At 62.2% G+C, this 24,950-nt stretch carries 16 protein-coding genes and 1 pseudogene; 12 read left to right on the top strand and 5 right to left on the bottom strand.

The window, feature by feature from the left end; genetic code table 11:
- Positions 1–444: 444 nt before the first annotated feature.
- Genes OKQ63_RS08040 through OKQ63_RS08030 form a run of 3 tightly spaced genes read right to left on the bottom strand, consistent with a single transcriptional unit; the run spans position 445 to position 7,796 of the window.
- On the bottom strand, positions 445–1,758 hold the full coding sequence (locus OKQ63_RS08040; RefSeq protein ID WP_264213408.1) for an McrC family protein: 1,314 nt from the start codon (positions 1,756–1,758) through the stop codon (positions 445–447).
- Positions 1,758–4,502: a DUF4357 domain-containing protein gene (locus OKQ63_RS08035; RefSeq protein WP_264213407.1), complete on the bottom strand. Its 2,745-nt coding sequence runs from the start codon at positions 4,500–4,502 to the stop codon at positions 1,758–1,760. Before OKQ63_RS08035 ends, OKQ63_RS08040 begins: the two co-directional genes overlap by 1 nt.
- 18 nt (positions 4,503–4,520) lie before the next feature.
- Entirely contained in the window at positions 4,521–7,796 is a 3,276-nt protein-coding gene (locus tag OKQ63_RS08030) for a TM0106 family RecB-like putative nuclease (protein WP_264213406.1), read from the bottom strand.
- 105 nt (positions 7,797–7,901) lie between these two features.
- On the opposite strand from OKQ63_RS08030, the gene OKQ63_RS08025 reads away from it, so the two are divergent.
- A complete protein-coding gene (locus OKQ63_RS08025) occupies positions 7,902–8,885 on the top strand; it encodes a helix-turn-helix transcriptional regulator (protein WP_222507906.1) in 984 nt (327 codons plus the stop codon).
- 22 nt (positions 8,886–8,907) lie between these two features.
- Complete coding sequence (locus tag OKQ63_RS08020; protein ID WP_222507907.1) at positions 8,908–9,180, top strand: hypothetical protein; 273 nt, start codon at positions 8,908–8,910, stop codon at positions 9,178–9,180.
- On the opposite strand, the pseudogene OKQ63_RS08015 reads toward OKQ63_RS08020, so the two are convergent.
- A pseudogene (locus OKQ63_RS08015) lies at positions 9,138–10,070 on the bottom strand (IS5 family transposase). The gene OKQ63_RS08020 and the pseudogene OKQ63_RS08015 overlap by 43 nt on opposite strands.
- Positions 10,071–10,189: 119 nt before the next feature.
- Positions 10,190–11,083: a LysR family transcriptional regulator gene (locus OKQ63_RS08010; RefSeq protein WP_222507908.1), complete on the bottom strand. Its 894-nt coding sequence runs from the start codon at positions 11,081–11,083 to the stop codon at positions 10,190–10,192.
- 81 nt (positions 11,084–11,164) lie between these two features.
- Here OKQ63_RS08010 and OKQ63_RS08005 point away from each other — a divergent pair, with 81 nt between their 5' ends.
- From OKQ63_RS08005 to OKQ63_RS07960, 10 genes are all read left to right on the top strand, one after another.
- Positions 11,165–12,496, top strand: a complete 1,332-nt coding sequence (locus OKQ63_RS08005; protein WP_264213405.1) for an FAD-dependent oxidoreductase — start codon at positions 11,165–11,167, stop codon at positions 12,494–12,496.
- Positions 12,497–12,499: 3 nt separating this feature from the next.
- Positions 12,500–14,209 carry a dihydroxy-acid dehydratase gene (gene ilvD / locus OKQ63_RS08000; protein WP_264213404.1) on the top strand — a complete coding sequence of 570 codons (1,710 nt, stop codon included), beginning with the start codon at positions 12,500–12,502 and terminating at the stop codon, positions 14,207–14,209.
- A gap of 82 nt (positions 14,210–14,291) precedes the next feature.
- Positions 14,292–16,376 carry an acetate--CoA ligase family protein gene (locus OKQ63_RS07995; RefSeq protein ID WP_264213403.1) on the top strand — a complete coding sequence of 695 codons (2,085 nt, stop codon included), beginning with the start codon at positions 14,292–14,294 and terminating at the stop codon, positions 16,374–16,376.
- Positions 16,373–17,152 carry an enoyl-CoA hydratase/isomerase family protein gene (locus OKQ63_RS07990; RefSeq protein WP_264213402.1) on the top strand — a complete coding sequence of 260 codons (780 nt, stop codon included), beginning with the start codon at positions 16,373–16,375 and terminating at the stop codon, positions 17,150–17,152. Before OKQ63_RS07995 ends, OKQ63_RS07990 begins: the two co-directional genes overlap by 4 nt.
- On the top strand, positions 17,149–18,570 hold the full coding sequence (locus OKQ63_RS07985) for an aldehyde dehydrogenase family protein (protein WP_264213401.1): 1,422 nt from the start codon (positions 17,149–17,151) through the stop codon (positions 18,568–18,570). Before OKQ63_RS07990 ends, OKQ63_RS07985 begins: the two co-directional genes overlap by 4 nt.
- Positions 18,571–18,572: 2 nt before the next feature.
- Positions 18,573–19,400: an enoyl-CoA hydratase gene (locus OKQ63_RS07980; RefSeq protein WP_222507914.1), complete on the top strand. Its 828-nt coding sequence runs from the start codon at positions 18,573–18,575 to the stop codon at positions 19,398–19,400.
- 30 nt (positions 19,401–19,430) lie between these two features.
- Positions 19,431–20,591 carry a mandelate racemase/muconate lactonizing enzyme family protein gene (locus OKQ63_RS07975; protein WP_222507915.1) on the top strand — a complete coding sequence of 387 codons (1,161 nt, stop codon included), beginning with the start codon at positions 19,431–19,433 and terminating at the stop codon, positions 20,589–20,591.
- 25 nt (positions 20,592–20,616) lie between these two features.
- Positions 20,617–21,603, top strand: a complete 987-nt coding sequence (locus OKQ63_RS07970; protein WP_264213400.1) for a TAXI family TRAP transporter solute-binding subunit — start codon at positions 20,617–20,619, stop codon at positions 21,601–21,603.
- Between the two features lie 77 nt (positions 21,604–21,680).
- Complete coding sequence (locus OKQ63_RS07965) at positions 21,681–23,603, top strand: TRAP transporter permease (protein ID WP_264213399.1); 1,923 nt, start codon at positions 21,681–21,683, stop codon at positions 23,601–23,603.
- The gene (locus OKQ63_RS07960) at positions 23,593–24,564 is read left to right on the top strand and encodes a dihydrodipicolinate synthase family protein (protein ID WP_264213398.1); all 972 of its coding nucleotides are present in this window, start codon (positions 23,593–23,595) and stop codon (positions 24,562–24,564) included. The genes OKQ63_RS07965 and OKQ63_RS07960 overlap by 11 nt, the downstream gene beginning before the upstream one ends.
- Positions 24,565–24,950 lie beyond the last annotated feature (386 nt).

Below are 24,950 nucleotides of genomic sequence, written 5' to 3'. Positions count from 1 at the left end.
TGACCGGAAGGTCATCGCAGGCTGACCGGAAAGTAAATAACGCTGAAGAGTTTATTCAAACCGGCCGCACCCAGGCCGCAGCGTGCGGGCGGCGGGCTTGATGCCCGTGGCGGGCACCCCCTGGCCGCATCAGAACCGGCCGCAGCTGCCTCAAGAGCGGCGCAATCCATTCTGGCGAGCGTGTGAAAATACGGACCCATTTGAATGTGTCTTGAATAGAGTGAAGGCCGGGGGAAAGCAGCCGCGGGGCGTTCAGAGACCGATTTCGGGCCCACGGCCAGTCCTTGAAAATCGGATCGCTCCGCCAACCCCGTTGAACCGAAAAGAAAAAAGGCCCGCAATGGGGCCTCGTCCGGGGGTCGCGACTGGTTTGTGGCGGAGGGAATGGGACACCCGTCGAACCTTCTCCATCTTGCGCGCCTTCGAAGATGATCGGCGGCCCCGTTAAACTGACAGTTCTGCTGTCAACTCGCTGGAGAGAAGCAGACTTTGAAGCCGATCAATTATGTTTCCACCATTCGCTACATCGATGCTGGCGATCTCCAAGATTGTCGCGTGACCGGTTATTCGATGTCTAGCGTGGATAAGCTCTGTTGCACCCAGCCCTGAATGATGTGGATAAAGAAGCGTAAGCCGAGGTGCGCGATAAAGCTGTGCATAGGCCATCATCTGATAGACGTCGCCTTGAGCAACCCCTTGTTTTCGATTGTCGATACGCGACGAAATTCGCTTCCACTTCGTGTCGATCACATGGACAACCCGCCCATCACGCCAGATCAGGATATCGGGCTTCGTCTGGAACACAGCGCGTTCATCATCGAGCGATTTCAGGCAGAACAGTCTCCCGCCCTGTAGAGAGACCCGATACTCCGTGCGTGCCAAAGCGCGTGTGATCAGCCGGCCGACATATTCCTCGAAAAGTGTATTCATCTCAAAGAGAAGCGCAGTACCTCGCCCCGCCCCGGCACTCGTCGTTTGGTAGCGACTACGCAGAAAAAGTTGCGCCATCCCGAACAATTCCTGCCAAGCTCGGTTGGTCCGGTCGATAACGACCTCGTCCCATTTCAGCGAAGACACAGCGACTTCGGCAATATCAGCGTAGACGAAAGCCAATTCGCGCAAGCGCTGTTGGTTGGACGGGCTACGGGACATTCTGAAGAGATGTGCGACCGTGGCTTTCATGATGCGGTTCAGAGCGATGTCCTCAGAGAGCTCATCGAACTTGCAGGCAAGCCGTGAGGGGGTCGCGGCGTGGCGTGTGAATTGACGTGGAAGGTCGAGCGTCCCGCGCAAAGCCGCAAGGTCATCCTCTTGGACCATGTATCGTCTCGGCATGCCGCGACGAACGGCATCGATCAGCTTACTGCAGAAAATTCGGATGAGAATTTCGAGAAGCGTTTCGCGCTGCCAGTCAAGCTCTGTGATTTGGCCTGTCTCTATCTTTAGGTCGAGCGCGACAGCAAGCATGTGAACAAGGCGTTTGCGAATGGCAGCGTTTTGCATTGCTTCACCACCCTGCACCTCGACGTCGATCTTAGGAAGGATCTCGAGACTGCACTCGTCGGTCGCCAAGACGCCGACGACACCACGCGCTCGCAGGTCATGGCGCCGATCCTCAAGCACTCCGCCGCCGCTGCTGCCGACAAAGGTAGATTTCTTGGCGAGCGCCGCGAGACGCTCGGCAAAGTGTTCGGGAATGCAGCCGTCCCCTTCGCCGTGGGGCAACGTTTCCCATTCGCGCAGGGTGAAGGCCGACATCAGGCCGCAAACTCTGAGAAGTCGAATTTGTCTTTGACCGTCCACCGCAGTTTTTCGCTAGAAAAGTCGTCTTCAGTCATGCCTCCGGGTACAGCAATTCGATTGGCATCGAGGAAACGGGCGGGACCGTGAGCAGAGTCGCCAAGAACAGCTGCGACCTTGGACCAATCCTCATAGAAATACTCAGCCAGAAGAGGGATCACCTTGTCTCGCATGACGCTCTCGATATCCGACCGCGTCTGGCAGCCTGTGAAGTAGGCGTGCCCGACTTGATGCTCCCGGTCGAACAGATACTCGATCCGCTCGTTGATCGTAGACAGCAGCTTTTGCAGATCGACCCCCTCAACGTTGTCCGACAGAACTGAAGGGTCGGGCATCAGTTCCTTGAAAGAGAACCGGCGGCGTAGTGCTGTATCCAAGAGCGCGATGGAGCGATCGGCTGTGTTCATCGTACCGATGACATGGAGGTTTTGAGGTACCCCAAAAGACTTCTTGGAATAGGGAAGCGTGAGGCGGATTTCGTTGGCCATCCCGAGCCGCTTATCGGGCTCGAGAAGCGTGATCAATTCGCCGAAGACCTTGGAGATATTCGCCCGGTTGATCTCGTCGATGATAAGGACATGCGGTCTTGCCTCGCGATGCACCGGATCGCCGCCGCTATTCATGTAGCTTTCGAGGGCAACGGTATCGAGGCGGGCCCGATCGAGAGCATAGATCGACCTCATGGTGAAGTTGCCATCGTAGATCTCGGAGGCAGAAACCCCATCTCTGTCGACCCAGAGCCACCGCACGGACCGCCGGTGGCAGTACTTCCGGTTGTCCCGCTGCCGGTATTCGTACTCGCCCGTGACCTCGCCGATGGCCCGGAATAGTCGGTTGCCCTTGGTGACGACGATGATGTCTCCGACGTCCAACTGGTTGCGGAAAACGTCCACTTGGCTCACTTGGCCCGACTGGAGAGTGACCTCGCCTTCGCGCTCGCCCTGGGTACGACAAGTCTCCAGTATTTCCTCGACATCGGAAAACCTGTCGTCGGAGAAGTCGATGTCCTCCCAGCCGAGGAGCGTGTGCCCCTCGGAGATGGCCTCCTCGAACAGGTAGTCCTCCGCGGCCACGTTGGCGCGCGGGATCGACATCTTGAAGACCTGCCGCCCTTCGAGGGAAACGACGTTCTCTCGCGGTACAGTTGCCACGCCCTTCTCCGCACGCTCCGAGATGCGCCTGAATATCCCGGGTGCCGGCTCCAGCCGGAACCCGGTGCCCGCCGAGCTGTCTTCGGACTGATCCGTGGTCGGTCGCAGCCCCTCGATGAACTCCTCGTAGGACATCGACTGGTGGAAGGTCACGAATTCGATGCGCCCCTCGCTCACGAGGCTGCGGTACGTGCTCATGAGCTCTGCTCGGCTATCCTGTCCATTTAAGAAAGCGGCAGCCTCGTCTCCCAAGCACAGCCGTACTGCTTCCCATGCCGTCTGATACGTCTTGCCCGTGCCAGGCGGGCCATAGAGGATCAAGTTTACGGCGGATGGCGAGGGCGCTTTTCTTGTGTCGGTCACGGTGTCCGCCTCCGGTTGGGAATTGAGCGTATATGTGAAAACGGTCGAGCTGCTTGGATTCGGTTCGGTGCTCGTGGGCGGCGGTACTTGCGCAAGATTCTGGAACTTCTCACCGCCAAGGGCCTGGCAGATGTTCGGGAATGCGTCTTTCAGCCCGATCGCCGTAGCCAAGTCTCCTGCGCGGATGGAGACCTCGCTGGCCGCCTTTTCCCGGGCAGGTTCTATGTAATAATTCAGGGCGCAAAGCCTGGTCCGGTCGGCACCTTCAATCAGGTGTTCGTAGCGTTTTGGGGGCTCGATGGGCTGATCGTTTTGGTCGACAATGATAAATCCGGCGTTGTGAAGACGCGCAGCAGCATCTGCCTTCTGTCCCCAACCACCGTTTAGTTCTGTCTTGCCCAGAATGAAGCCAATCACCGGTTTGGTGGGATAGACGCGATTTTCGCGCTCACGCGATGACCGGACCCAATAATCGCGTGGTTCTCCGAAGGCACCAAAGATTTCGCCATGCGCCCCTGTCGTACGGTAGCTGTCGAGTGCGTCCATCGCGGCTTCGACGCTTGTGCGGCTCAGCGTTTCGTCATCGCGGTCCAACTCATACCCAAGTTCTTCGAGACGCGCGAAGGCCTTCTTTTCGCCGAACCCGTTGAAAAATGTCTTGGCGGAGAACCTAGGACCGGCAGGCAAATACTGAATTGCAACAGCAACAGTCGCCTTTGCAGGATAGCGGTGATTGTTGCGCAATGCCCATACACGAGGTTTACCGAATTCATGTTCGGCAAGAAAGGCACTCAAGCCCTTCCTATCGCACTCATCCATCGCCAGTTCGATATGGCGCCTCGTTACCTGCGCGACCAAAGCAACCAGCGACGGCGAGCCCCCAGCTTCCTTCCAATGGTCGCCATTGCTGTTTCCGTCAATGACAACGCCCGCTGCTGTACTCTTGCTTGAAAAAACATGGTCCTGAGAAAAGCGGAACAGCGCGACATTGGCATCTGGAACCAAAATCCCTTGCTGAACCAAACGATCACGCTCTGGACGATTGCGTTTCACCTTTGGGGTGCCTTCGCGCATGGCGGTTGAGCCAGCCCTGACCAAGAATTCCGCCTCGGACAATTTCTTTCCGTAGGCTTCCGCCTGCTCTTTGCGGATGACAAGCCAGCCGCTTTCGCTTGCCATATTATCCATACCTTCTAGTTCCTTATATCAAAATGCCGACAATGCGCAGAGCGTATTCACCAGCTGCATTTGCTCAACAGTATTGCACTTCGCCTCACGCAATCGCGGGGCTCCAAATACCAATGCGAGTCCCTTGGCGCGGGAGACCGCTACATTGATGCGGTTCAGAGAAAACAGAAACTCCATCCCGCGCGAGGTTTCTTCGGCGGAAGATGCGGTCATGGAAACCAGGCAGACCGGCGCCTCTTGCCCCTGAAACTTGTCCACGGTTCCGACGCGAACGCCCAACGGAAGGGCATCCCGCAAAGCGTTTACCTGTGCGTTGTATGGGGCGACGACGATGATGTCCGTATCGCGCATCGGCCGCGTGCTGCCGTCCTTCTCCGTCCAGCTGCCGTCAAGGAGGTCAGTGACGGTTTTGCCAATAGCGTCGACTTCTTCCTGTGCGATCTGGGCATTACCCTCATGCGGGACCGGCACCCAGAAAGCTCCGGCTTCGGGGAGCGCCGTGCCTGTCACGCACTGGTTAGCCGTATCAGGATGGCTGGTCAGTCGGCCTTCATACACCTGTTCTGAGACAAACCGACAGACGTCAGGGTGCATGCGCCGTGAAGTGGGAAGGAAAATGCCCCGGTCGGCTGGAACCGTCGCATGCTCACCGAGCATCCAATCCAGGCACGACAGGTTCGCAGGCTCGGGATGCGCTCCCTGAATGACTTGCGGCAACTGGCGTGGGTCGCCCACAAGGACGATGTTTCGCGCGGCACGCCCCATGGCAGCCATGTTGGCAAGTCCGACCTGACCTGCCTCGTCCACGAACAGCCAATCAAAGGCCTGAACATTTTCGTCGCGCGAAAAGAACCACGCGGTGCCGCCCACGACATGCCCGGTTTTCGCGGCTTCTGCGTTGTCAGTCGTACGATGTACAGGGCAGCCTTCGGGATAACCATCCTCGATGCTGGAAACCTTGTGGACGAGATCAAGATTGATCGGCAGGTCTTCGTCTTCCAAAGCTGAAAGACAGCCCATCAGCACATTCCTGATAGCCTCGTGGCTGTTGGATGCGACGCCGACGCGATGGCCCTTGCGCACCAAAGACAGGATCGCGCGCGCGCTCACATAGGTCTTGCCGGTACCAGGTGGCCCCTGGATCGGCAGGACCGTTCCATCCATGTCATTCACCACGGCAATAGTGCCCGCTACAGGGTCTGCCCCGCCCAAAAGATCGCCCCGCGGGCCAGAGCGCAGACGCGGTGCAGCGCGCGAGAGCAGGTCATCCACGGCCGTATATTGGCCCGCGCCGCATTGATCATCGATCACATCACGCAAAGCACTGGCAATGACGCCTGTCTGGATCGGCCAGTCCGGATGCAGCGTCAGCTGTTCCGTCAGTAGGTCGGCCTTGCCCGGGCCTGCTTTGACGGTGATCTGACGAGCGCGGCGATCCATAGACTCGATCCCAACCGTTGTAGGTGGGCTATCGAATACGGGAACCGTCGCCTTCTTGCCGCTCCGCAGTTTCGTCTCCTGTTCGGGATAGGTGTATCGGCGCGCGAAGGATCGCTTGACGGGTTCGACAGGACCCGCTGCCTCAAGCCCGCCAAGTGCATCGAGATCGTCGAGCAGATCATCCTCGTCCTTTGCGGTGCTATCGAATACGGCCCATTGCGCGGGCTTTAACTCGCGGTTGTGAAAGACGCCGAGGTTGAACAGCATATCCTGCCGCGCCTCGGGCAAGCCTGATGTTGCTAGCAGGTTGCGCAGAGCTTGCGTGTCGGCGTCCTCTTCGACTTCTTTATCGCCTGCATCCGGGGCAAGTTTTGGCCAAGGGCCGACAGGTCGGATGCCTACCAGCCAGTCGCGCAATTCCTCGGTCGAGATGCAATCGACGCGGTTGTAATCCTCGATCTCGTCCAGAATCTGCTGGTCTTGCGTTTTACGCCAACGCTCATAGGCCACGACCGAGCCACCCGCTGTCTTGACCTCACCGTCCCGCTTGCGGTCGTAAAATGCTTCCATCGATTTGATGGAATAGTTTGGTTCCGACCCGATCAGCCCGCCGCGGACCACGGCGAACAAGTCGACGAAGCGTCGTTCCCGGAGCAGCCGGTCGAGGAAAGCTTCACCGATACCATATTTCGCGGTCAGGCGTTTCAGCGCGGTGATCTCGTATGGCGCGTAGTGATAAATGCGCGCAGTGGGGTATTGCGAAATCCGCGCGCGAAAGAACGCCAGCAAGTCCGACAATGCCCGCGCTTCTGTGTCGTGGTCATGGGCCCAGAACGCCTGGAACTGCCCGTCGAACCAGATGCCGTGCAGATATTCGAGGCCGCCTTCATAGTGAGGATCGCCTTCGATGTCGTAGAACAGGTCGCCCGTCTGGGGTTCCGGCAGGAGGTCGAAACCTTTGCCAGGCTCCAGTGCCCGCAGTTCAAAATCTGGCTCCCCGGTTTTGCGGGCCTGTTGCAGGCGGGCCTGAGTGACCAATCGGGCCTGGGTGTTTTCGGCCATTCCGCGCACCGGGTGATCCAGCGTCGAGAGAGCCTCCAATGTGTTAACACCCGCTGCTTCTAGCTTTTTCACCTGACCACGACTGATGTTGGCGACATTGAACAAGCTGTCTTCGGCGTGCCAGACGCTGTTGCAATGTTCGACCCAGCGGCACAGACCGCAATCCGCACATGGCACCGGGCGTGTTGGCTGCGGATCGGCGACGAAGGCTTCCAACCGTTGTCGCGCCATCCGAGCATAGGAAGAGTAGTCTGCCAGGCGCAGCGTAGCGCGGGTGCCGTCTCCCAATTCGACATGCGCGAACTCGGGCACCACCCCCTGAATTTCCGCCAACAGATCGGAATACAGAACCAGCTGAAGCACATGTTTGGGATCGGCCCGACGTTTCAGCTTGGTGTCGGCCACCTCGTAGCTGAACGGTCCGAGCGCTGAGGGTGTCTCAACACGCTCCAGGAAGTCGGACCAGCCGCCCCAGTTCCCCGACAGAAACGCGCCCTGAAACACGACGTCCGGACCAGTAGTGAGCGCCGCGCGCGTGGTTTCAGCGTTTTCGCCAAGTTTGCCGCGCGCGATTTCCATGACCGTGCGCCCGCCCTTTTTGAGGCGAGCCAAATGCGCGGCCTCGTGGGCATCGCCCTGCTTTTGCAACAGTGCTGCGTCTTCGGTGTCGTCGCCCGGCTCCGGGCCCGTTCCCCGCATATGTGCCAGATCAAGGGTGGTCGCATGTGCGCAGCCTGTGAAGCGCATGAGATCCGTTGCGGACAGAAAGATGCGACCGTCGAGATCCCTCATGGCTACTCCATTACCTTTGCAAATCAATCTCCAAGGGAATCACCTCGACAGACCGCAAGGTCATCAATACCGTTTGAGGGTGTCAATTTCTGGCATGGAGATCAAATGTCTTTTGCAAAAGCGCAGGATTTGCTTCGGCTTGCCCAGATGGCGGCGTCCCGCCGGGGAGGTGTCAGCCTTGAGGACATCTGCGCCGAGTTCGATGTGTCGCATCGCACCGCTCAACGGATGACCGAGGCTCTCGAAGCAACTTTCGTGAATGTTTCGACCACAGACGATGCCGAAAGGCGGCGTTACTGGCGGATGGACGCACCCTTGCCAGACCGACTGCAGCCCCGGCAGGAAACGGCGATCGAGGCGCTGGAAATTGCGGCACGTACCGCGCGCGACGAAGGGCGAATAAGGCACTCACGCGCTCTGGAGGATCTCCGCGACGGGCTGCTGGCGCGTTTGAATCCAAGGGATGCGCTTCGGTCGGAAGCCGATGCAGAAGCGGTGCTGGCTGGATTAGGCCAGGTCACGCGCCCAGGCCCTACCGTCACACTTAAGCCTGCAGTGACAGATGCTGTCATCGAAGCGCTGCGCGGTCCGTTCCGGCTGCGCGTCTGCTATGGCGCTCAGGGTGCTGCGCCGCGCGTGATCGAACCGCATGGCATGCTGCTGGGGCACCGCAGTTATCTCGTCGCACGCCAACCCGCGCGTGGAGAAGACATCCTGAACTTCCGCATGGATCGGATTTATGAGGCGGAGGTTCTGAACGAGAGCTTTCAGCTGGCCTCGGGTTTCTCCCTAGAGACCTATGCCGCTCAGGCGTTTGGTGTCTATCAAGACCCTGAACAATATAGCGAAGTCGTGTGGCGCTTCTCGACGGAAGCCGCTGAGCGTGCCGCCGAATTCCGTTTTCACCCGACCCAAGTTGTCGAGCCTCAGGACGATGGCAGCCTGATCGTCAGGTTCAAGGCGGCGGGCTGGCTGGAAATGGCATGGCACCTTTATCAATGGGGCGACAAGGTGGACGTGTTGGCGCCTGCGGGCTTGCGCGAATTGATTGCGGGCCACCAGAGGTCGGATTTCGACGCTCTGCCATGACGATATCGAACAGGAATGAGTTATGAACAACGGTCTTGAGCATGCAGCCTTGAAAGCAAAACAACGCGCTATTCGCGAAGGCTTCCCCGAAACCATGGGACTGCGCGCCCATCGCGCCATCAGTTGGATCGGCCGTGCAGAAGCTTGCGGCGAGGACGATGATGCGCGTTTCATTTTCCTTTGGATCGCATTCAAAGCGCCTTTGTTGCGCAAATCTGTTGATAGGCAGGCTTCCGCCTTCCCCGGGCGGACTTATCCTACGGGCTCTGTGACTGGTGTGCCCAGAGCGGTGTAGCGATTTTGCGCGGCGACGCGGATTTGGATTTCCGCAACTTGTCTGTCGAAGTCGCGTGCCGTGAGTAACTGCCCAAGAAGTGTCACACAGTTCACCTTGCTCTCAACACGGCTTCTGCGGTGGTATCCGCTCCATCGCCGCCACAGGGCACGGCCCAGGTATCGCGACGCGTTGACCGCTTATTTTCGGGCGGTGGCCCCGGCGCTTGTGGGCTTCCAGGGTTTTGCGTTCTTGCGAGGCGGAATGACGGCGTCGGCACCACGGGCAGCAATCGCGTCGTGACATTTGCGCGTGCCATAAGCTCCGTTGGCGGTCACTGATCCGATGTCCTGATCAGACGGGATTTAGGCGAGCAGTTCCGGCAGCATCGGCGCATCACCAACATTGCTGGTGGTGATCTCGACCGCCCGAACTTCTAGCGTTACTTCGTCGATCCGCATATGAATTTCTCGCCAAATCCGGCGTTTGGGGCCACCATGCTTGCGGGCGTTCCACTCCCCTTCACCCTCGGCCTTGATGCCGGTGTTATCGATAAGAAGATTCAGCGGGCCGGTTCCACCGCGATACGGCAGGCTCACGTTCAGTGTCTTCTGACGGCGGCAAACTGTGCTGAAATCGGGCACGACCCAATCCCGTCCAACGAGCCGCAGCAGACTTTCGACAAACCCGGTCGCCTGTCGCAGCGGCCTGCCGAACAACACCTACAAGGTCAGGCAGGTCTGAATCGCAGCGTCGCTGAATTACTGTTGTCGGCGCCGCTTGTCGCTCTGCGGTGGCACCCAGACCATCTCAGGATCAATTCAAACCGAAAGTGATCCGCGCTGCCTTAGTGCTGTGTTGTACGAAGGCCAGTTCCTAGTTTTGTACTACCTAGGGACCCAACTTCTTATGCTGTTTCAGCTATCATACTGTATTCACGTAGTGAATTCCCAGCCGTCTTTTTGGCAACAAAGCCGCTTCCGTCTACGCTCTCGTTGAAGCCGAACTGCAAATTTGTGAATCACCTTCACTACCTGGACCGCCGAAACTTTTCGATGAGAACATCAGTAACTAAGCGCGCGGCCCGGCTGGTGGGACGCTGCTGGGTGGTCGTAAGTGCGACTGAACGAAGGAGTTGTGGGCTTTCTATGCGTGCAGAATGAAAAATACCTGAACGCAGTTCATCCTCGACTGCGGTTCGAGCGACCACCGAGAAGTACAGGCATTCCTGGATGATAGTCTTCTGCAGCTCGATGGCTTCAGCTTCCACCACTACATTGAGGGTGCTGCCGACTGATCTGGCCGCATCGCGCAAAAGCAATCTCAGTCCGTTGGGCTCAGGCGCGATCACCAACGGATACTCTGACAGCTGCTGCATGTTTACCACCTCGGGCAAACAGCGATGCCGCGCAGACCCGATGAGAAGTAGCTCGGAGCGAAACAGAACCGTTTCCCCCCCCTCGTCGGATCCCTTGTAAAAACCAAGCAGCCCGATATCGACACGGCCTTCGGACACCCAGCGATCTACCTGATCGCTGGATCCGACACGAAAGGACAGAAAAATCTCGGGCGCGTGATTTATCACATGTTTGGTGAGATCCGCTGCCACATGCTGGGCGACCGAGGGCAGCAAGCCGACGATTACCTTGCCTGATGGGTTGTCTGAAGCATTCCTTAGGTCGACCATCATCTGATCTGCCTCGAGCAGTAAGCGTTCTGCCCGTTCGAATGCTACCTCGCCAACTTCGCTGGGTACTACCCCCCGACCGGTTCGCAGGAACAGCGGCGATCCGACAGCCTCTTCGAGTTCACGAACAATTCGGCTGATGCTCGGCTGTGCCATGCCCAGAGCAACCGCGGCTTTCGAGAAGCTGCCCAGTCGGCAGATTTCGGAAAAAACGCGCAAGGCGCGGAGATCATTCATCCTTAGTCATCCGAAATTTGGATACCTGATATCTACTCTGACCGACTTTCTGATACCTTACCGGGCTTCTAACCTGACTGCATGTCAAAAATTCACATAGATGAAATCGTCCTACCTGCGCGCGAAGTTCCCGTTTGGCGTGAGGTGGATATTGTGGTCGTCGGCGGCGGGCTTGCGGGCGTCGGAGCGGCGATCGCTGCAGGCCGCGCAGGAGCACGCGTTCTGCTCGTCGAAGCCCAGGGATTTCTGGGCGGAACCATGACCGCGGTGACGGTCGGCTCCATTTGCGGCGAATACGTGCTTGAGAATGGGACACCCCGGCGCATCGTCGGCGGTCTGATCGAGGAACTGGTAAACAGGCTCATGGCACGTGGTGAAGCACGCGGTCCGGAGTGCTGGCTGCAAACCGCGACGACGATCTACGACCCCTTTGCGATGCGCTGCGTGCTTGACGAAATGATACATGAAGCCGGTGTCGAGACCTTGATGCACACCCGCTGCATTGACCTGGACCAGAAAGAGAACCGCATCACCGGCCTTGTCCTCGGCTTTCGATCCCAGCTTTTCGCGGTGCGCTGCCGACAGATTATCGACTGCACCGGCGATGGCGAAGTCGCGGCGCTGGCCGGAGTTCCCTGGGAGTGCGATCTTGAGCACCTGCAGATGCCTTCGGCCATGTTCCGGTTCGGCGGGGTGGCCCCTGGCACCCTCGACACGCTGGACCGCGCCGCGCTGCGCGCGCGGCTGGAGCTTGCGGTCGCCGAAGGAATGGATCTGCCCCGGACCGCTGGCGGTCTGTTCTCGCTGCGCGATGGGATGGTGCACGCCAATGTCACTCGGCTGGAACATGGAGCCCGCTCGCCCGATCCGCTGTCCGCCGAGGAGATGACGGCCACTGAGATCGAAGGGCGCCGTCAGGTCAAGCTGTACGAGTCCGCATTCCGCCGCTTCGTGCCTGGGTTCGAAAAGGCCTTCGTCGCCGACGCCGGCAGCCTGGCTGGGATTCGCGAAAGCCGCCGCATCTGCGGTCGGCACGTGCTGACCGCAGATGAAGTGCTGCGCGGTGCCAAGAGCGACACCGCCATCGCCTGTTCCGCCTGGCCGGTGGAGGATCACGGCGCCGATCGCAAGACCCGCTGGGTCTGGCTCGAGCCCGGCTCCTACTACCAGGTGCCGTTCGGCTGCCTGGTGCCGGAACGCGGCCCCGGCAACCTTCTGATCGCCGGGCGCTGCGTGTCGGCCGAGCATGATGCCCATGCCTCGCTACGGGTGGGCGCGACCTGCATGGCGATGGGCCAAGCGGCGGGCCTCGCCGCAGCGATTGCCATCGACGACAGCATCGCCGCGGTGGGCGCCATTGCGATCGACAAACTGCAGGCGCGGCTAACCGCTGACCAAGCTTTTTTGGGCTGAGACATGACTGACACTACCAAAAAAACACTCCGCAGCAATTTCGACCCGGGCAGCACGCGCTGGGCCGTCAGGCGGGCGCAATGGCGCGCCCTAGGCATCCCTCCAGAGGACCTGGAAAAGCCTAAGGTGGCGATCGTCAACACCTCGTCGGAGCTGTCGATCTGCTTTGCACATCTCGACGGAATCGTAGCTGAGTTGAAGGCAGCGATCCGCGCCGCCGGCGGCGTGCCCTTCGAGATCAGGACCACTGCACCCTCGGATTTCGTCACCGGCGCTGCCCGCGGCGGGCGCTACCTGATGCCGGCGCGGGAACTCGTCGCCCATGACATCGAGGTCAGCGTCGAGGGCGCGCAGCTCGACGGCATGATTTGCCTCGCCTCCTGCGATAAAACCGCACCGGCGCAGATGATGGCGATGGCACGTCTCGACATTCCGGCGCTGATCCTCGCCTGCGGCTACCATCGGAGCGGCCATATCGACGGCACGGCACTCGACATCGAAGATGTCTTTGAAGGCGTCGGCGAATATCTGTCCGGCAAGATCACGCTGGCGACGCTGACCGCCATGACCGACCGCGCGATCACCGGGCCGGGCGTCTGTGCTGGCATGGGTACGGCCAACAGCATGCATATCATGGCCGAGGCGCTGGGCCTCGCCCTGCCAGGCACCACTCCCGTGGCGGCGGCCGGCGAGGCGCTGCGGCACAACACCCAGAGCGCCGGCCGCCGCATCGTCGAGATGATCGCAGAGGATTTGCGGCCCTCCTCCATCCTGAGCCGCGGCGCATTCCGTAACGCGCTTGCGGTGTCATTGGCGGTCTCGGGATCGGTCAACGTATTGCGCCATCTGGCGGCGGTAGCGGCTGAGGCCGGGCTTGACCTCGACCTCTACGAGATGATCTCGGAGCTGGGCGAGCGCGTGCCGCAGCTGGCCGGGGTAAAGCCCTGCGGTCCGCATCGGATCGAAGACCTCGAGGCCGCCGGAGGCACCCGCGCGGTGATGCAGGCGCTGGCGCCCCTGCTAGACTTGAGTTGCCTGGGCGCGAGCGGGCAATGTCTGACAGACGAGATGCAGGCGGCCCCGAGCGCGCCGCCCCATCCAGCGCTGGGCAGCCTCGACAACCCGTTCCGCCACGGCCCGTCGGTCATGGTCCTGAGGGGTACGCTTGCGCCTGAGGGCGCCATCCTGAAATCCGGGGACGGCAGCGCGCCCGAGCGGTTCTCCGGCCCGGCGCAGGTGTTCTCATCGCAGGAGGAGGCGCTCGACGCCCTAACTGGCAATGAGATCGCCCCCGGCTCCGTTGTCGTCCTGCGCGGGCTCGGCGCGCGCGGCGGGCCAGGCGTCGCTTCGGCCTCCTGGTTTGTCGCGGCGCTCAGCGGATCGGGCTTAGCCTCACAGGTCTGCGTGGTGACCGATGGCCAGCTCTCGGGGTTGAACCACGGGCTGGTTGTCGGACAGGTCTGCCCGGAAGCCTCAGACCTCGGCCCCCTCGCCGCAGTGCGGGATGGCGATAGGATTTCGCTCGATCTCGGCGCACGGCGCATTGATCTCGATCTGGCGCCGGAGGTGATCGCCCGGCGCATTTCCGAAGCGCCGAAGCTGCGCCTGGCAGAGCCCAAAGGGTGGCTCGCGCTCTATCAGCGCAATGTCGGCCCGCTGCCAAAGGGCGCGACCACCGGCGCCCCTATAAACTTCTCAGACTCATCCGAATAACGAATATCTCATATTTCCGAAATCCAAATTCCGGAATTCAAGCAATGCTGTCACCTTGGGGATAGCAACAAGGGGAGGAAACATGCTGCAAGTACTTGCCGACCACGATCCGGTCCTTAACCCACGGAGCGTGGCCATATTGGGCGCCAGCGACGATCCCGACAAGGTCGGCGGGCGTGCCATTCGATATATGCTGGAATTCGGCTTCGACGGCACGATCTTCCCGGTCAACCCGAAGCGGTCGCAGATTCAGGGCTTGAGCGCCTATGCCAGCGTAGCCGATCTTCCCGCCGCGCCCGACCTCGGCGTTGTCTGCCTGCCTGCCAAGCTGGCGGCGAGAGCGGTCGCGGAGCTGGCCGAGATAGGCACCGCCGCCGCAATCGTCATGACCTCCGGCTATGCGGAAACCGGCGAGGCAGGGGCCAGCGCGCAGAAGGAGCTGACCCGGATTGCCGCAGCCACTGGCATGCGCATCATCGGGCCAAATGCCCAGGGGATCGCGAATTTCGCCACCGGCGCAGTGGCCAACTTCTCGACCATGTTCACCTCGGTCGCGCCGCAGGACGGGCCGGTCGCGGTCATCAGCCAGAGCGGCGCCGCCAGCGTGATGCCTTTTGCCCTGCTACGCGAGACCGGGATCGGCGTGCGCTACCTGATGGCGACGGGCAATGATGCCGACCTCTCGGCGCCGGAGCTGCTGACCCGGGTGCTCGAAGATGACGAGATCCGCGTCGTGTTGCTCTATCTCGAAGCGATCCGCGACCGCGAGACGCTGATCCGCGCCGGTGGCATGGCGCGCGAACGCGGAGTGACGCTGCGGGTGCTCAAGCCGGGCACCAGCGCCAAGGGCGCGGCCGCCGCCGCTTCGCACACCGGCGCGCTCGCCACCGAGGACAGGTCGGTTTCGGCCTTCTTCGACCGCCACGGCTATCAGCGCGCGACCAGCCTGCGCGACTGGCTGCGCCCGGTGCCGCTGCTGCTCGGAGCGCGGGGCGTGGGCCGCGGCCGCATCGCGGCGCTCAGCCACAGCGGCGCCGTGGGGGTGATGATCGCCGATCACGCCGCCGCCGCCGGGCTTGAACTGCCGGATTTCGCCGAGGAGACCCGCCGTGCGCTGCACGATATCCTGCCCAGCTTCGGCACCGTGGGAAACCCGGTGGACCTGACCGCCGGGCTGCTCGGCGACAATGCCATGTTCGGCCGCGCGCTCACCGCGATCGCAGCCGACCCCAACATCGACGTGCTGCAGGTCTCGATCCCGGTCGCGGGCGACGGCTATGACGTCCCAGCGCTGGCGGAGGCAAGCGCGGCGGCCGCAGCAGCCTCCGGCAAGCCGGTGGTCATGGCCGGCCCGCAGGCCGAAGTCCGCGCGGTCTTTCGCGCCAGGGGCATCCCCACCTATGACGAGGATCTCGACGTGGTGCGCGCCATTGCGGCGGCCGCCGCCCGACCTGAGCCATTGCCGATTGTCGCCGGGACCGCCCCGACGCTGCCCCCCCGGTCCGGCCCGCTTGACGAGGCCAAGAGCCTGTCGGTTCTAGCCGCGGCAGGGATCCGCTGCGTCGAGCATCGGGTCTGCGTGACGCCGGAGCAGGTGCTGGCCGCCTTTGATGAGATCGGCGGGCCGGTGGTCCTCAAGGGCTGCGCGGCGGAAGTGGCGCACAAGAGCGATCACGGGCTGGTGCATCTGGGACTCACTGACAGCGACGCGGTGCAGGCGGCAGTCACTGCGCTTGGCGATGGCCTCACCAGTCTCGGCCTGCCCTTCAAGGCCCTCGTCGCCCGCATGGAGCGCGGCAGCCGCGAGCTGATGGTCGGCGCGCGCCGCGACCCCGTGCTCGGACCGATGGTGGTGGTGGGCGACGGCGGCGTCTTTGTCGAGGTGCTGAAGGATGTCGCCACCCTGGCCGCCCCGGTCGACGCGGCCGCCGCCCGCCGCGCCCTGCAGGAGCTGCGCATCTGGCCAATCCTTCAGGGCGCGCGCGGCGCGCCGCCGATGGATGTAGTGGCGGTCTGCCAGGCCGTGGTCGGCCTCTCCGGACTGATGGAGGCCAACCCCTGGATCGAGAGCGTCGATGTGAACCCGCTGCTCGTCAAACCCGAGGGGCAAGGGGCCGTCGCGCTCGACGCGCTGGTGGTGCCGGCGCAACCGGAGGGTCTGGCATGAGCGTCGTGAGTGAGCGTCATGGCGCGGTGGAGGTCATCACGCTGAGCCGGCCCGAGCGGATGAACGCGGTCAACGGCGCGCTGCGCGACGGGCTGATCGCCGCCCTCCGGGCTGCCAATGACGATCCGCAGGTCGGCGCAATCGTGCTGACCGGGGCCGGCGATCGGGCCTTCTGCGCCGGGCAGGACCTTGAGGAGAGCCGGGCCGTCGCCCATGCGGATCTGCCGCGCTGGCTGTCGCATCAGCGCGCGATGTACCAGGCGGTGCGCGACCTCGACAAGGGCTGTGTCGCGGCGCTGAACGGTGTGGCGGCCGGCGCCGGGTTTCAGTTAGCGCTCTGTGCCGATCTGCGGATCGGCCATGCCGGCATCCGTATCGGTCAGCCGGAGCTCAAGGCCGGTCTGGCGAGCATCGTCGGCTCCTATCTCATGACGCTGCACGTAGGCCTCTCGGTCAATACACAGCTGTCGCTGGCAGGCGATCTGATCACCGGCACCGAGGCACATCGCCTGACGCTGATCAACGAGCTGGTCGCCCCCGAGGCGGTGCTCGAGACCGCGCTCGCGCGCGCCGAGGCCATGGCTGCCCTGCCCCGCACCGCGATGCGCGTGTCGAAGGCGCGCTTCCGCTCCCTCACCCAGCCTGGGTTCGACGCCGCCTGCGACGCGGCTGTCGGGCTGCAAATGGAATGCTACGCCAGCGGCGAGCCTCAGGCGGCCCAGGAGGCCTTTCTGGCCCGGCGCACCAGGAAAGAACTGACAGGAAAGACGCAATGATCGAGAAAACCGACCTTTACATCGACGGCGCATGGGTCGCGGCCGGGGACGTTCCCCTGGCCGAGGTAACCGATGCCGGCACCGGTGAAACCTTTGCCACAGTGCCGCTGGCCGATGCCGCTATGGCCGACCGCGCCGCCGAGGCCGCCGCGCGCGCCTTTCCCGCCTGGGCCGCCCTGCCCCCGGCCGAGCGCGCCGCCCATATCACCCGCCTGCGCGAGGCGCTGAAGGCGCGTCACGAGGCGCTGGTTGAGTTGATCTCGCGCGAGACCGGGATGCCCCGCAAGCTGACCGGTATGATCCAGGTCGGCGGCCCGCTGGCGGCGTGGAAATTCTATGCCGCGTTGGCGGCTGAGCCGCAGGTCCCGGAGGTCATCGGCAACTCGCGGGTGTACCGCGAACCGGTTGGGCCGGTCGCCTGCATCACGCCCTGGAACTACCCGTTGCACCAGGTCACCTCGAAGGTGGCCGCAGCGCTGGCCGCCGGGGCCACAATGGTGCTGAAACCCTCGGAAGTGGCGCCGCTCAGCGCCTTTGCTCTGGCGGAGGCGGCCGAAGAAGCCGGGCTTCCGGCGGGTGTCTTCAACCTCGTAACCGGCACCGGCCCCGAGGTGGGCGAAGCGCTGGTGCGACACCCGGCGATTGCCGCGGTGTCCTTCACCGGATCGACCGCGGCGGGCAAGCGCGTGGCGGCACTGGCGGCGGAAGGCGTCAAGCGGGTCTCGCTGGAGCTTGGCGGGAAATCCGCCGCCGTGGTGCTCGAAGGCGCGGACCTGGCGGCGGCGGTCAAGGCGACGCTCGGCTCCTGCCTGCTCAACTCCGGCCAAACCTGCAACGCGATGACCCGGCTGATCGTGCCTGAGGCGCGGCTCGACGAGGTGGCTGAATTGCTCCGGACGGGGCTGTCGAAATTCACCCTCGGCGCGCCCGACGATCCGGCAACGCGGCTCGGACCGTTGGCCTCCGCCGAGCAGAAGACGCGTGTCTCGGCGATGATCGCCCGGGCCGAGGCGGCGGGTGTGCCGGTGATCGCGCGCGGCGAGGACGCCGGTGACCGGCCCGGGTTCTTCGTGACGCCGGTGGTCTTCGGCCCGGTGCCGGAGGATGCCGAGATCGCCCGAGAGGAGGTCTTCGGCCCGGTGCTCTCGGTGCTGGTGCACCGCGGGACCGAGGATGCCCTGCGCATTGCCAATGACACCGCTTACGGGCTGGCGGCCGCGGTCTGGGCCGCGGATGACGCCGCGGCCGAGGACGCCGCCCGCGGCATTCGGGCCGGGCAGATCGACCTGAACGGCGCGCCCTTCAACCTCAGGGCGCCCTTCGGCGGCTTCGGCCAGTCCGGCATCGGCCGGGAGAACGGACCCTACGGGCTCGAGGAATTCCAGGAACTCAAATCGGTACAGTACAAGGAGGTCTGAGCATGGACGGCTCACGTTACGATTTCAGGACGCTCGCGGTCTCGCAGACCGGCCATGTGGCGACCGTCACCTTGGCCCGGCCAGACCGGATGAACGCCGTCACCCGGCGCATGGAGCACGAGCTTTTCGACGCGATGCGCTCGCTCGATGCAGACAGCTCGGTGCGGATCATCGTGCTGACCGGCGAGGGCCGCGCCTTCTGTGCCGGCATGGACATGGAAGAGCTCGAGGGCCTGCCGCCAGAGGACATCGACGATCCGGCGATGACCCGGCCCTACCGCATGTCGACCCGCCCGGACTACCAGTCGCGCTACGGCTATTTTCCCGGCTTCGACACGCCGATCATCGCCGCGATCAACGGCGCGGCAGCCGGGCTCGGGCTGATCTTCGCGCTTTACTCCGACATTCGCATCGCCTCGGAGAACGCCAAGTTCGTCACAGCCTTCGCCGGGCGCGGGCTGGTGGCCGAGCATGGAATCTCTTGGATACTGCCGCGTGTGGTGGGCCAAGCCCATGCCACCGAGATGCTGTTTTCCTCGCGCAAGGTGAGCGCGCAGGAGGCGCTGGCGATGTCGCTGGTGCACCGGGTGCTGCCCTCCGAGGGCTTTGCCGAAGCGGTCGCGGAGTATGCACGGGGGCTGGCCGAAGAGGTTTCGCCCCGCTCGCTGCGGGTGATGAAGCGCCAGGTTTGGGAGGCGCCCTTCGAAACCCTGGCCGAAGCCACGACCCGGGCCAACCGCGAAATGGTCGCCTCGATCCGGAGCGAGGACTTCAAGGAGGGCGTGGCGCATTTCCTCGAAAAGCGCCCCCCCGCCTTCACCGGCAGATAAGCCCCGGACCAGCCATTGAGGGAGGAGAACATGGCGACAATCGAACAGATCTACGCAACGGTGCATTCATGCCAATTTGACGGCGTGGCGGTGACCCAGGGCGTCGGCAACATGGTCAAGCGTGACCTCGTGCTGGTGCGCGTGGTGGCCAGCGACGGCACGGTGGGCTACGGCGAAGCGCATATGGGGCTGAACCCCACGGCCATCGCCGAGGTTATCAACCATTCCATCGCGCCACAGCTGGTCGGGCGCGACTCGCATGACGTGGAAGGCTGTTGGCAGGCGGTCTATCGCCATCAAATTGTGACCCACGGACTGGGCGCCGGCAGCGTCATCGCCATGAGCGGTGTTGACATCGCGCTCTGGGACCTACGCGGCAAGCTTCTGGGCTTGCCGGTCTACAAGCTGATGGGCGGCTCGAAAAAGCGACTGCGGGCCTATGCCGGGGGCATGGGACTGGGCTGGCAGCCCGATACCGACCTCGAGCGCGAAATCGGCAAACTCGTTGATCAAGGCTATACCGCCGTAAAGCTGCGGATCGGTCAAGGCATCGGACCCGATTCTTCAAAGGTGCGCCATATCCGCAAGGTCTTCGGCGACACGCTGGACATCGCGGTCGATGCCGCCACCCGCTATACCCAGAGCGATATCGCGGCGGTCACCCGGTTTTGCGAGGACGGCCAAGTGCTCTGGCTTGAGGAACCTTTCGCGCCGGATGATCTGCACGCCTATGCCGAGCTCCGCCAGGCGACGCAGGTGCCAATCGCGGCTGGCGAGAACCACTTCACCAAACATGCCTTCCGCGACCTGCTGGAGCGCCGTGCGATCACTATCTTGCAACCCGACAGCGCCAAGGCTGGCGGTCTGACCGAGACCAAGAAGATCGCGGACATGGGCGCCGCCTGGCACCTGCAAGTCGCACCACACACCAGTCAAAGCGTGATCGGCACGGCCGCCAACGTTCACCTGCTTTGCGCGATCTCTAACGGGTTGATCTACGAGGCCGATATTTCGGCCAGGAACCCGTGGCGCGACGATCTCGCAACGAACCCCCTGAAGGTAGAGAAAGGGTTCATCGAACCCAACGACCTTCCGGGATTGGGCTTGGAAATCGACGAAGCCATGCTCGAAGCCTACCCGGCAATCCCGGGCGCTTCCTATGTGCCGCCTGCCCGAACGGCCGCGGCTTAATCAATCAACCTTGGGAGGAGAAATCATGAAAGACATCATCAAATCCGGTCTCGCCGTCGCGTCGACGGTCGCGCTACTGTCCAGCGTCATGCCTGCGCAGGCAGTGGAACAAAAAGATGTAACTGTGTCGGTAGGTTCCATCGGCGGCGGCTGGTTCGTGCTGATGACCACCTTATTCGAAACCTATCAGAAAGAAATCGAAGGACTGCGTTACAACACCGTTCCAGGCGGCGGCGTCGCGAACCCGATCGCGGTCTCGGGCGGCAGCACGCAGTTTGGGCTGTCCTATTCGACCAACCTCTTCGCCGCCTCCGAAGGCAAGGACCCCTATGACAACAAGATGGAGAACCTGCGCGCCATCGCGAACCTCGAAATCACCGCTTATATCCACCCCTTCGTCAAGGATGACGTGGGCATTTCGAGCCTGAGTGAGATCGCCGAGAAGCAGATCCCCATCAAGATCGACACGGGCCCGCGCGGCACCGGCGGCGAACTGGCGGCCAGCCGAGTGATCGAGGCACATGGTGCGTCTTACCACAAGATCGAGGAATTCGGCGGCGCGATCACCCACAGCCCCTACCGTGAAGCCATCGACCGGGTGCGCGACGGTCATATCGACGCATTCATGAACGACGAACTGCTGGGCCAGCCGCTGTTTGCCGAGTTTGCCTCGGACGAGAACATCACGCTGCTGCCCCAAGACGAGGCGGCCATCCAGTACCTTAAGGAGACCTACGGCTATACACCGGCCGTGATCCCGGCAGGCACCTACGAAGGCCAGGATGCGGATCTGCCGACCACGCTGCAAAGCGTCGTCTTCTTCACCAATGCCGACACGCCCGAAGAGACCGTCTATCAAATGACCAAGCTGCTCTTCGAGAAGAAGGAAGACCTCGTGGCCGGGCATGCCTCCTATGGCAACCTCGACCCGCAGGCAGGCTCCAAAGGTGTGCAGATCCCTCTGCATCCGGGCGCGGAACGGTTCTACCGCGAAATCGGCGCGATCGAATAATTGCGCTGGGCTCCGCCAAGCGGCGGGGCCCGACCATCCGTGAGTGAGGACACGGATACCATCTGGGAGGAACATAAATGACCGTCCAAGTGACCGGACAACGCGATGGCGTTGGAAATCAACGACTTGTCCTGAAGGTTTTCGCGCTCTGCGTCGTCGCTTACCATCTTTATGCAGTCCAGTTCGGCGCGCCGAGCGTCATGCTGTTCCGCTCGTCCCACGTGTCGATGTACGTGGCCCTGATATTCCTGGCCTACAACGCCTTTCTAGGGCGCGAGGATGGCCGCATTCCCTGGCTCGACTTCGGGTTGGCGTTTCTGGCAATCCTGCCTGCCGCCTACATCCACCTCGAGCATGACAGGCTGCAGGATCGTTATCCCTACATCACCGCGCTCGAGCCGCTGGACTGGGCCATGGGCATTCTCATGCTGGTTCTCGTCGTCGAAGCCTGCCGCCGGGCGCTCGGCTGGACGCTGCCGATCATGCTGGCGGTTTTTGTCCTGCATGCTTTCTTCGGCCCTTACTTCCCCGGCGTGCTGCAACAGCCCGCAATCACGCCCGAGCGGTTCCTCGACCACAGCTTCCTGACCACCGCCGGGCTCTACGGTTCAATCACCGGGCTGTCGGCAACATACGTGCTGATGTTCGTGATGTTCGGCGCGGTACTCGACAAGGCGCGCGGTGGCGAGTTGTTCATGCATCTTTCCGCCCTGCTGACCGGCAAGATGCGTGGCGGGCCCGGCAAGGCAGCAGTGATCTCCTCCGGCCTCTTCGGCTCACTCTCGGGCTCGGCGGTGGCCAATGTTTATGCCACCGGCAGTTTCACCATCCCGCTGATGATCCGCAACGGCTTCAACCCGCGCTTTGCCGCCGCAGTCGAGGCCGTGGCCTCCTCCAGCGGCCAGCTGGTTCCACCCATCATGGGATCGGCCGCATTTCTGATCGCCGATTTCACTTCGACGCCTTACGTTGGTGTTCTGTCAGCGGCGCTGATCCCGGCAATACTCTATCTCTTTGCGGTCTTCCTGATGGTCCATCTCGAAGCCCTGCGTATGGGACTGGCTGCGATGGAGCCGTCTTTGGTGCAGCGTGCCCGCGAGGAGGTACTGGACTACATTCATATGCTTCTGCCGCTGGCCGTCATCATCTATCTGCTGCTGGAGCGGCATTCGCCCTTCAACGCCGCCTATTGGGCGATGCTGACCACCTTTGTTCTGGCGCAGCTACGGGCGCGTACCCGGATGTCCCTACGGGATATCTCAGATGCGCTGGAATTCGGCGGACGTACCATCGCCCCGATCGCCGCCGCCCTGTTCATCGCCGGTCTCATCATCAGCACCATCGAACTGACCGGGCTCGGTCTACGGTTTACCTCGCTGCTGCTGTCGATCAGCGGCGGAGAGCTAACTATCACCCTGATCCTGGTCATGATCAGCTGCATCATCATGGGCATGGGCCTGCCTACCGCGGCAGCCTATACCATCGTGGCAATTTTTGCGGCGCCAGCGCTGATCAAACTGGGGGTGCAACCGTTGGCCGCGCATTTCTTCGTGTTCTACTACGCGATCCTGTCAGCAATCACCCCGCCGATCGCGGTCGCCGCCTATGCCGCGGCCAGCATTGCCGGTGGCACGTCACTACAGGCGACAGGCTTCACGGCGATGCGTCTCGGCGCCGCGGCCTACCTCACTCCCTTCGTGATCGTGGCCAATCCGGCGCTGCTGATGATCGGTGATCCGCTTCAAATCGTGCTGGCCGCGGCGACCGCCATTATCGGCATCGTTTCGCTCGCCGCCTGCGTCCAGGGCTGGCTGATCGGCGCGCTGACCGTGATCCAGAGGGGACTGCTGGCGGTCTCAGCAGTGCTGCTTTTGCTAGGTAGCTGGGAAACCGACCTGGCAGGCATCGCGCTCCTGGCCGGCATCGCCGCTTGGCAGAAGGTGCGCAGCCCACGCCAAATCGAAAAATCCAACCGGGGAGCACACGCCTATGATGGCTAACGTCTCGACGCCGCAAGAGAAGCCGATAGCAGATCCGCTCTGGGTTCCCATACTCACCCACTATCAAGCCAACGCGCCCTCGCGCCTCGACGCAGAGTGTGCCGCGGATCACATCGCCCAGATCGCGCCGCACGTCCGTCAATTGCTGATCGCCGGCACCACTGGCGACGGCTGGTCCATGCCGCAGGCGTTGCTTGCCGACTGGCTCGATCTTCTACGCTCTGAAGACATGCCGCGCGGGCAAAAGCTGATGCTCGGCGTGCTTGAGCCGAACACCGAGGCGGTGGTGGCGCGGGCGCGCTGGATTGAGGGCCAGATCGGCAAGCGCCCATTGTCAGGCGAGGTCGTCGCGTTGACCATCTGCCCGCCGGTCGATCCGGCGGCGACCCAGGAGCGCATCCTCTCGCACTTTGAGCGTGTAATGGAGGCCACCGAGCTGCCACTGGCAGTCTACCAACTGCCGCAGGTCACCGGATGCACCCTGTCAGCCGAAAGCTTTGACAAGCTAGTGGAAAGCGGCCGCATCGCCTTCTTCAAGGACACCAGCGGAACCGACGCAATCATTTCCGAAAGTCTGCGGGCGTCAGAAGTGACCATGCTACGCGGCGCCGAAGGTGACTATGCCCGTTGGATCGCGCCGGAGGGGCCCTACGACGGGTGGCTGCTTAGCACCGCGAACGGCCTTGCCCCCGAACTGCGGCAGATCGAGCGGGCCGTTCGACAAGGGGACAGGCAGCGGGCGCAAGCTTTAAGTGGTACACTGACCGAGGTCGTTGAAAGCCTTTTCGAGATTGCAAGCCGCTGGCCGTCCGAAAACACATTTGCGCTTGCCAATCGCGGCGTGGACGTAATTAGGCGGGGGGGAGCCGCCAAACACTTGAGCGGCACCGGGTCTCCAATTGACCAGGACCTGCTGAAAGAAACTAGAGTTCTTTTGCGCTCTAAGCTTATGCCCCATTGATTTCAGCCGGGCTACATAATTCACCGCGTGTAACAGAGCGGTGAATTATTTCTTACTCTCACTGGCTGAGCGAAGTTCGTCTACTGCCCCCGCCCCGAAATTCGAACACTGCTGCACCGCTTCGACTTCCTCGACTGTACACAGTATTGTCCTGATCGGAAGGTCGGGAACGAGCAAAAGCCTTATCGCCACCGCCACCGGCGTGCAAACCATTGAGCACCATCGCAAATAAGTCCGCTTTTTCTAGACCGTCAAGCTGGTCAACGCCTTTGAACAGAAAAAGCCGCCGGCAAGGCGGGCGAGATTGTCGAAAGCCTACTGAGAACCGATTTGGCGGTCCGTGATGAGTTGGCCTAAGCGTTCATGTCCCCCTCATTCAACACGTG

Origin of the sequence: Leisingera thetidis, from assembly GCF_025857195.1 — a bacterium.
Lineage (GTDB): Bacteria > Pseudomonadota > Alphaproteobacteria > Rhodobacterales > Rhodobacteraceae > Leisingera > Leisingera thetidis.
Note: the sequence above shows the minus strand (reverse complement) of the source record. Positions and strands in the feature narration are given on the sequence as shown.

Bases quoted from the DNA above. Each gene is read 5' to 3' on its own strand.
- OKQ63_RS08040 (WP_264213408.1), bottom strand. From the start codon at position 1,758: ATGTCGGCCTTCACCCTGCGCGAATGGGAAACGTTGCCCCACGGCGAA.
- OKQ63_RS08035 (WP_264213407.1), bottom strand. From the start codon at position 4,502: ATGGATAATATGGCAAGCGAAAGCGGCTGGCTTGTCATCCGCAAAGAG.
- OKQ63_RS08030 (WP_264213406.1), bottom strand. From the start codon at position 7,796: ATGAGGGATCTCGACGGTCGCATCTTTCTGTCCGCAACGGATCTCATG.
- OKQ63_RS08025 (WP_222507906.1), top strand. From the start codon at position 7,902: ATGTCTTTTGCAAAAGCGCAGGATTTGCTTCGGCTTGCCCAGATGGCG.
- OKQ63_RS08020 (WP_222507907.1), top strand. From the start codon at position 8,908: ATGAACAACGGTCTTGAGCATGCAGCCTTGAAAGCAAAACAACGCGCT.
- OKQ63_RS08010 (WP_222507908.1), bottom strand. From the start codon at position 11,083: ATGAATGATCTCCGCGCCTTGCGCGTTTTTTCCGAAATCTGCCGACTG.
- OKQ63_RS08005 (WP_264213405.1), top strand. From the start codon at position 11,165: ATGTCAAAAATTCACATAGATGAAATCGTCCTACCTGCGCGCGAAGTT.
- ilvD (WP_264213404.1), top strand. From the start codon at position 12,500: ATGACTGACACTACCAAAAAAACACTCCGCAGCAATTTCGACCCGGGC.
- OKQ63_RS07995 (WP_264213403.1), top strand. From the start codon at position 14,292: ATGCTGCAAGTACTTGCCGACCACGATCCGGTCCTTAACCCACGGAGC.
- OKQ63_RS07990 (WP_264213402.1), top strand. From the start codon at position 16,373: ATGAGCGTCGTGAGTGAGCGTCATGGCGCGGTGGAGGTCATCACGCTG.
- OKQ63_RS07985 (WP_264213401.1), top strand. From the start codon at position 17,149: ATGATCGAGAAAACCGACCTTTACATCGACGGCGCATGGGTCGCGGCC.
- OKQ63_RS07980 (WP_222507914.1), top strand. From the start codon at position 18,573: ATGGACGGCTCACGTTACGATTTCAGGACGCTCGCGGTCTCGCAGACC.
- OKQ63_RS07975 (WP_222507915.1), top strand. From the start codon at position 19,431: ATGGCGACAATCGAACAGATCTACGCAACGGTGCATTCATGCCAATTT.
- OKQ63_RS07970 (WP_264213400.1), top strand. From the start codon at position 20,617: ATGAAAGACATCATCAAATCCGGTCTCGCCGTCGCGTCGACGGTCGCG.
- OKQ63_RS07965 (WP_264213399.1), top strand. From the start codon at position 21,681: ATGACCGTCCAAGTGACCGGACAACGCGATGGCGTTGGAAATCAACGA.
- OKQ63_RS07960 (WP_264213398.1), top strand. From the start codon at position 23,593: ATGATGGCTAACGTCTCGACGCCGCAAGAGAAGCCGATAGCAGATCCG.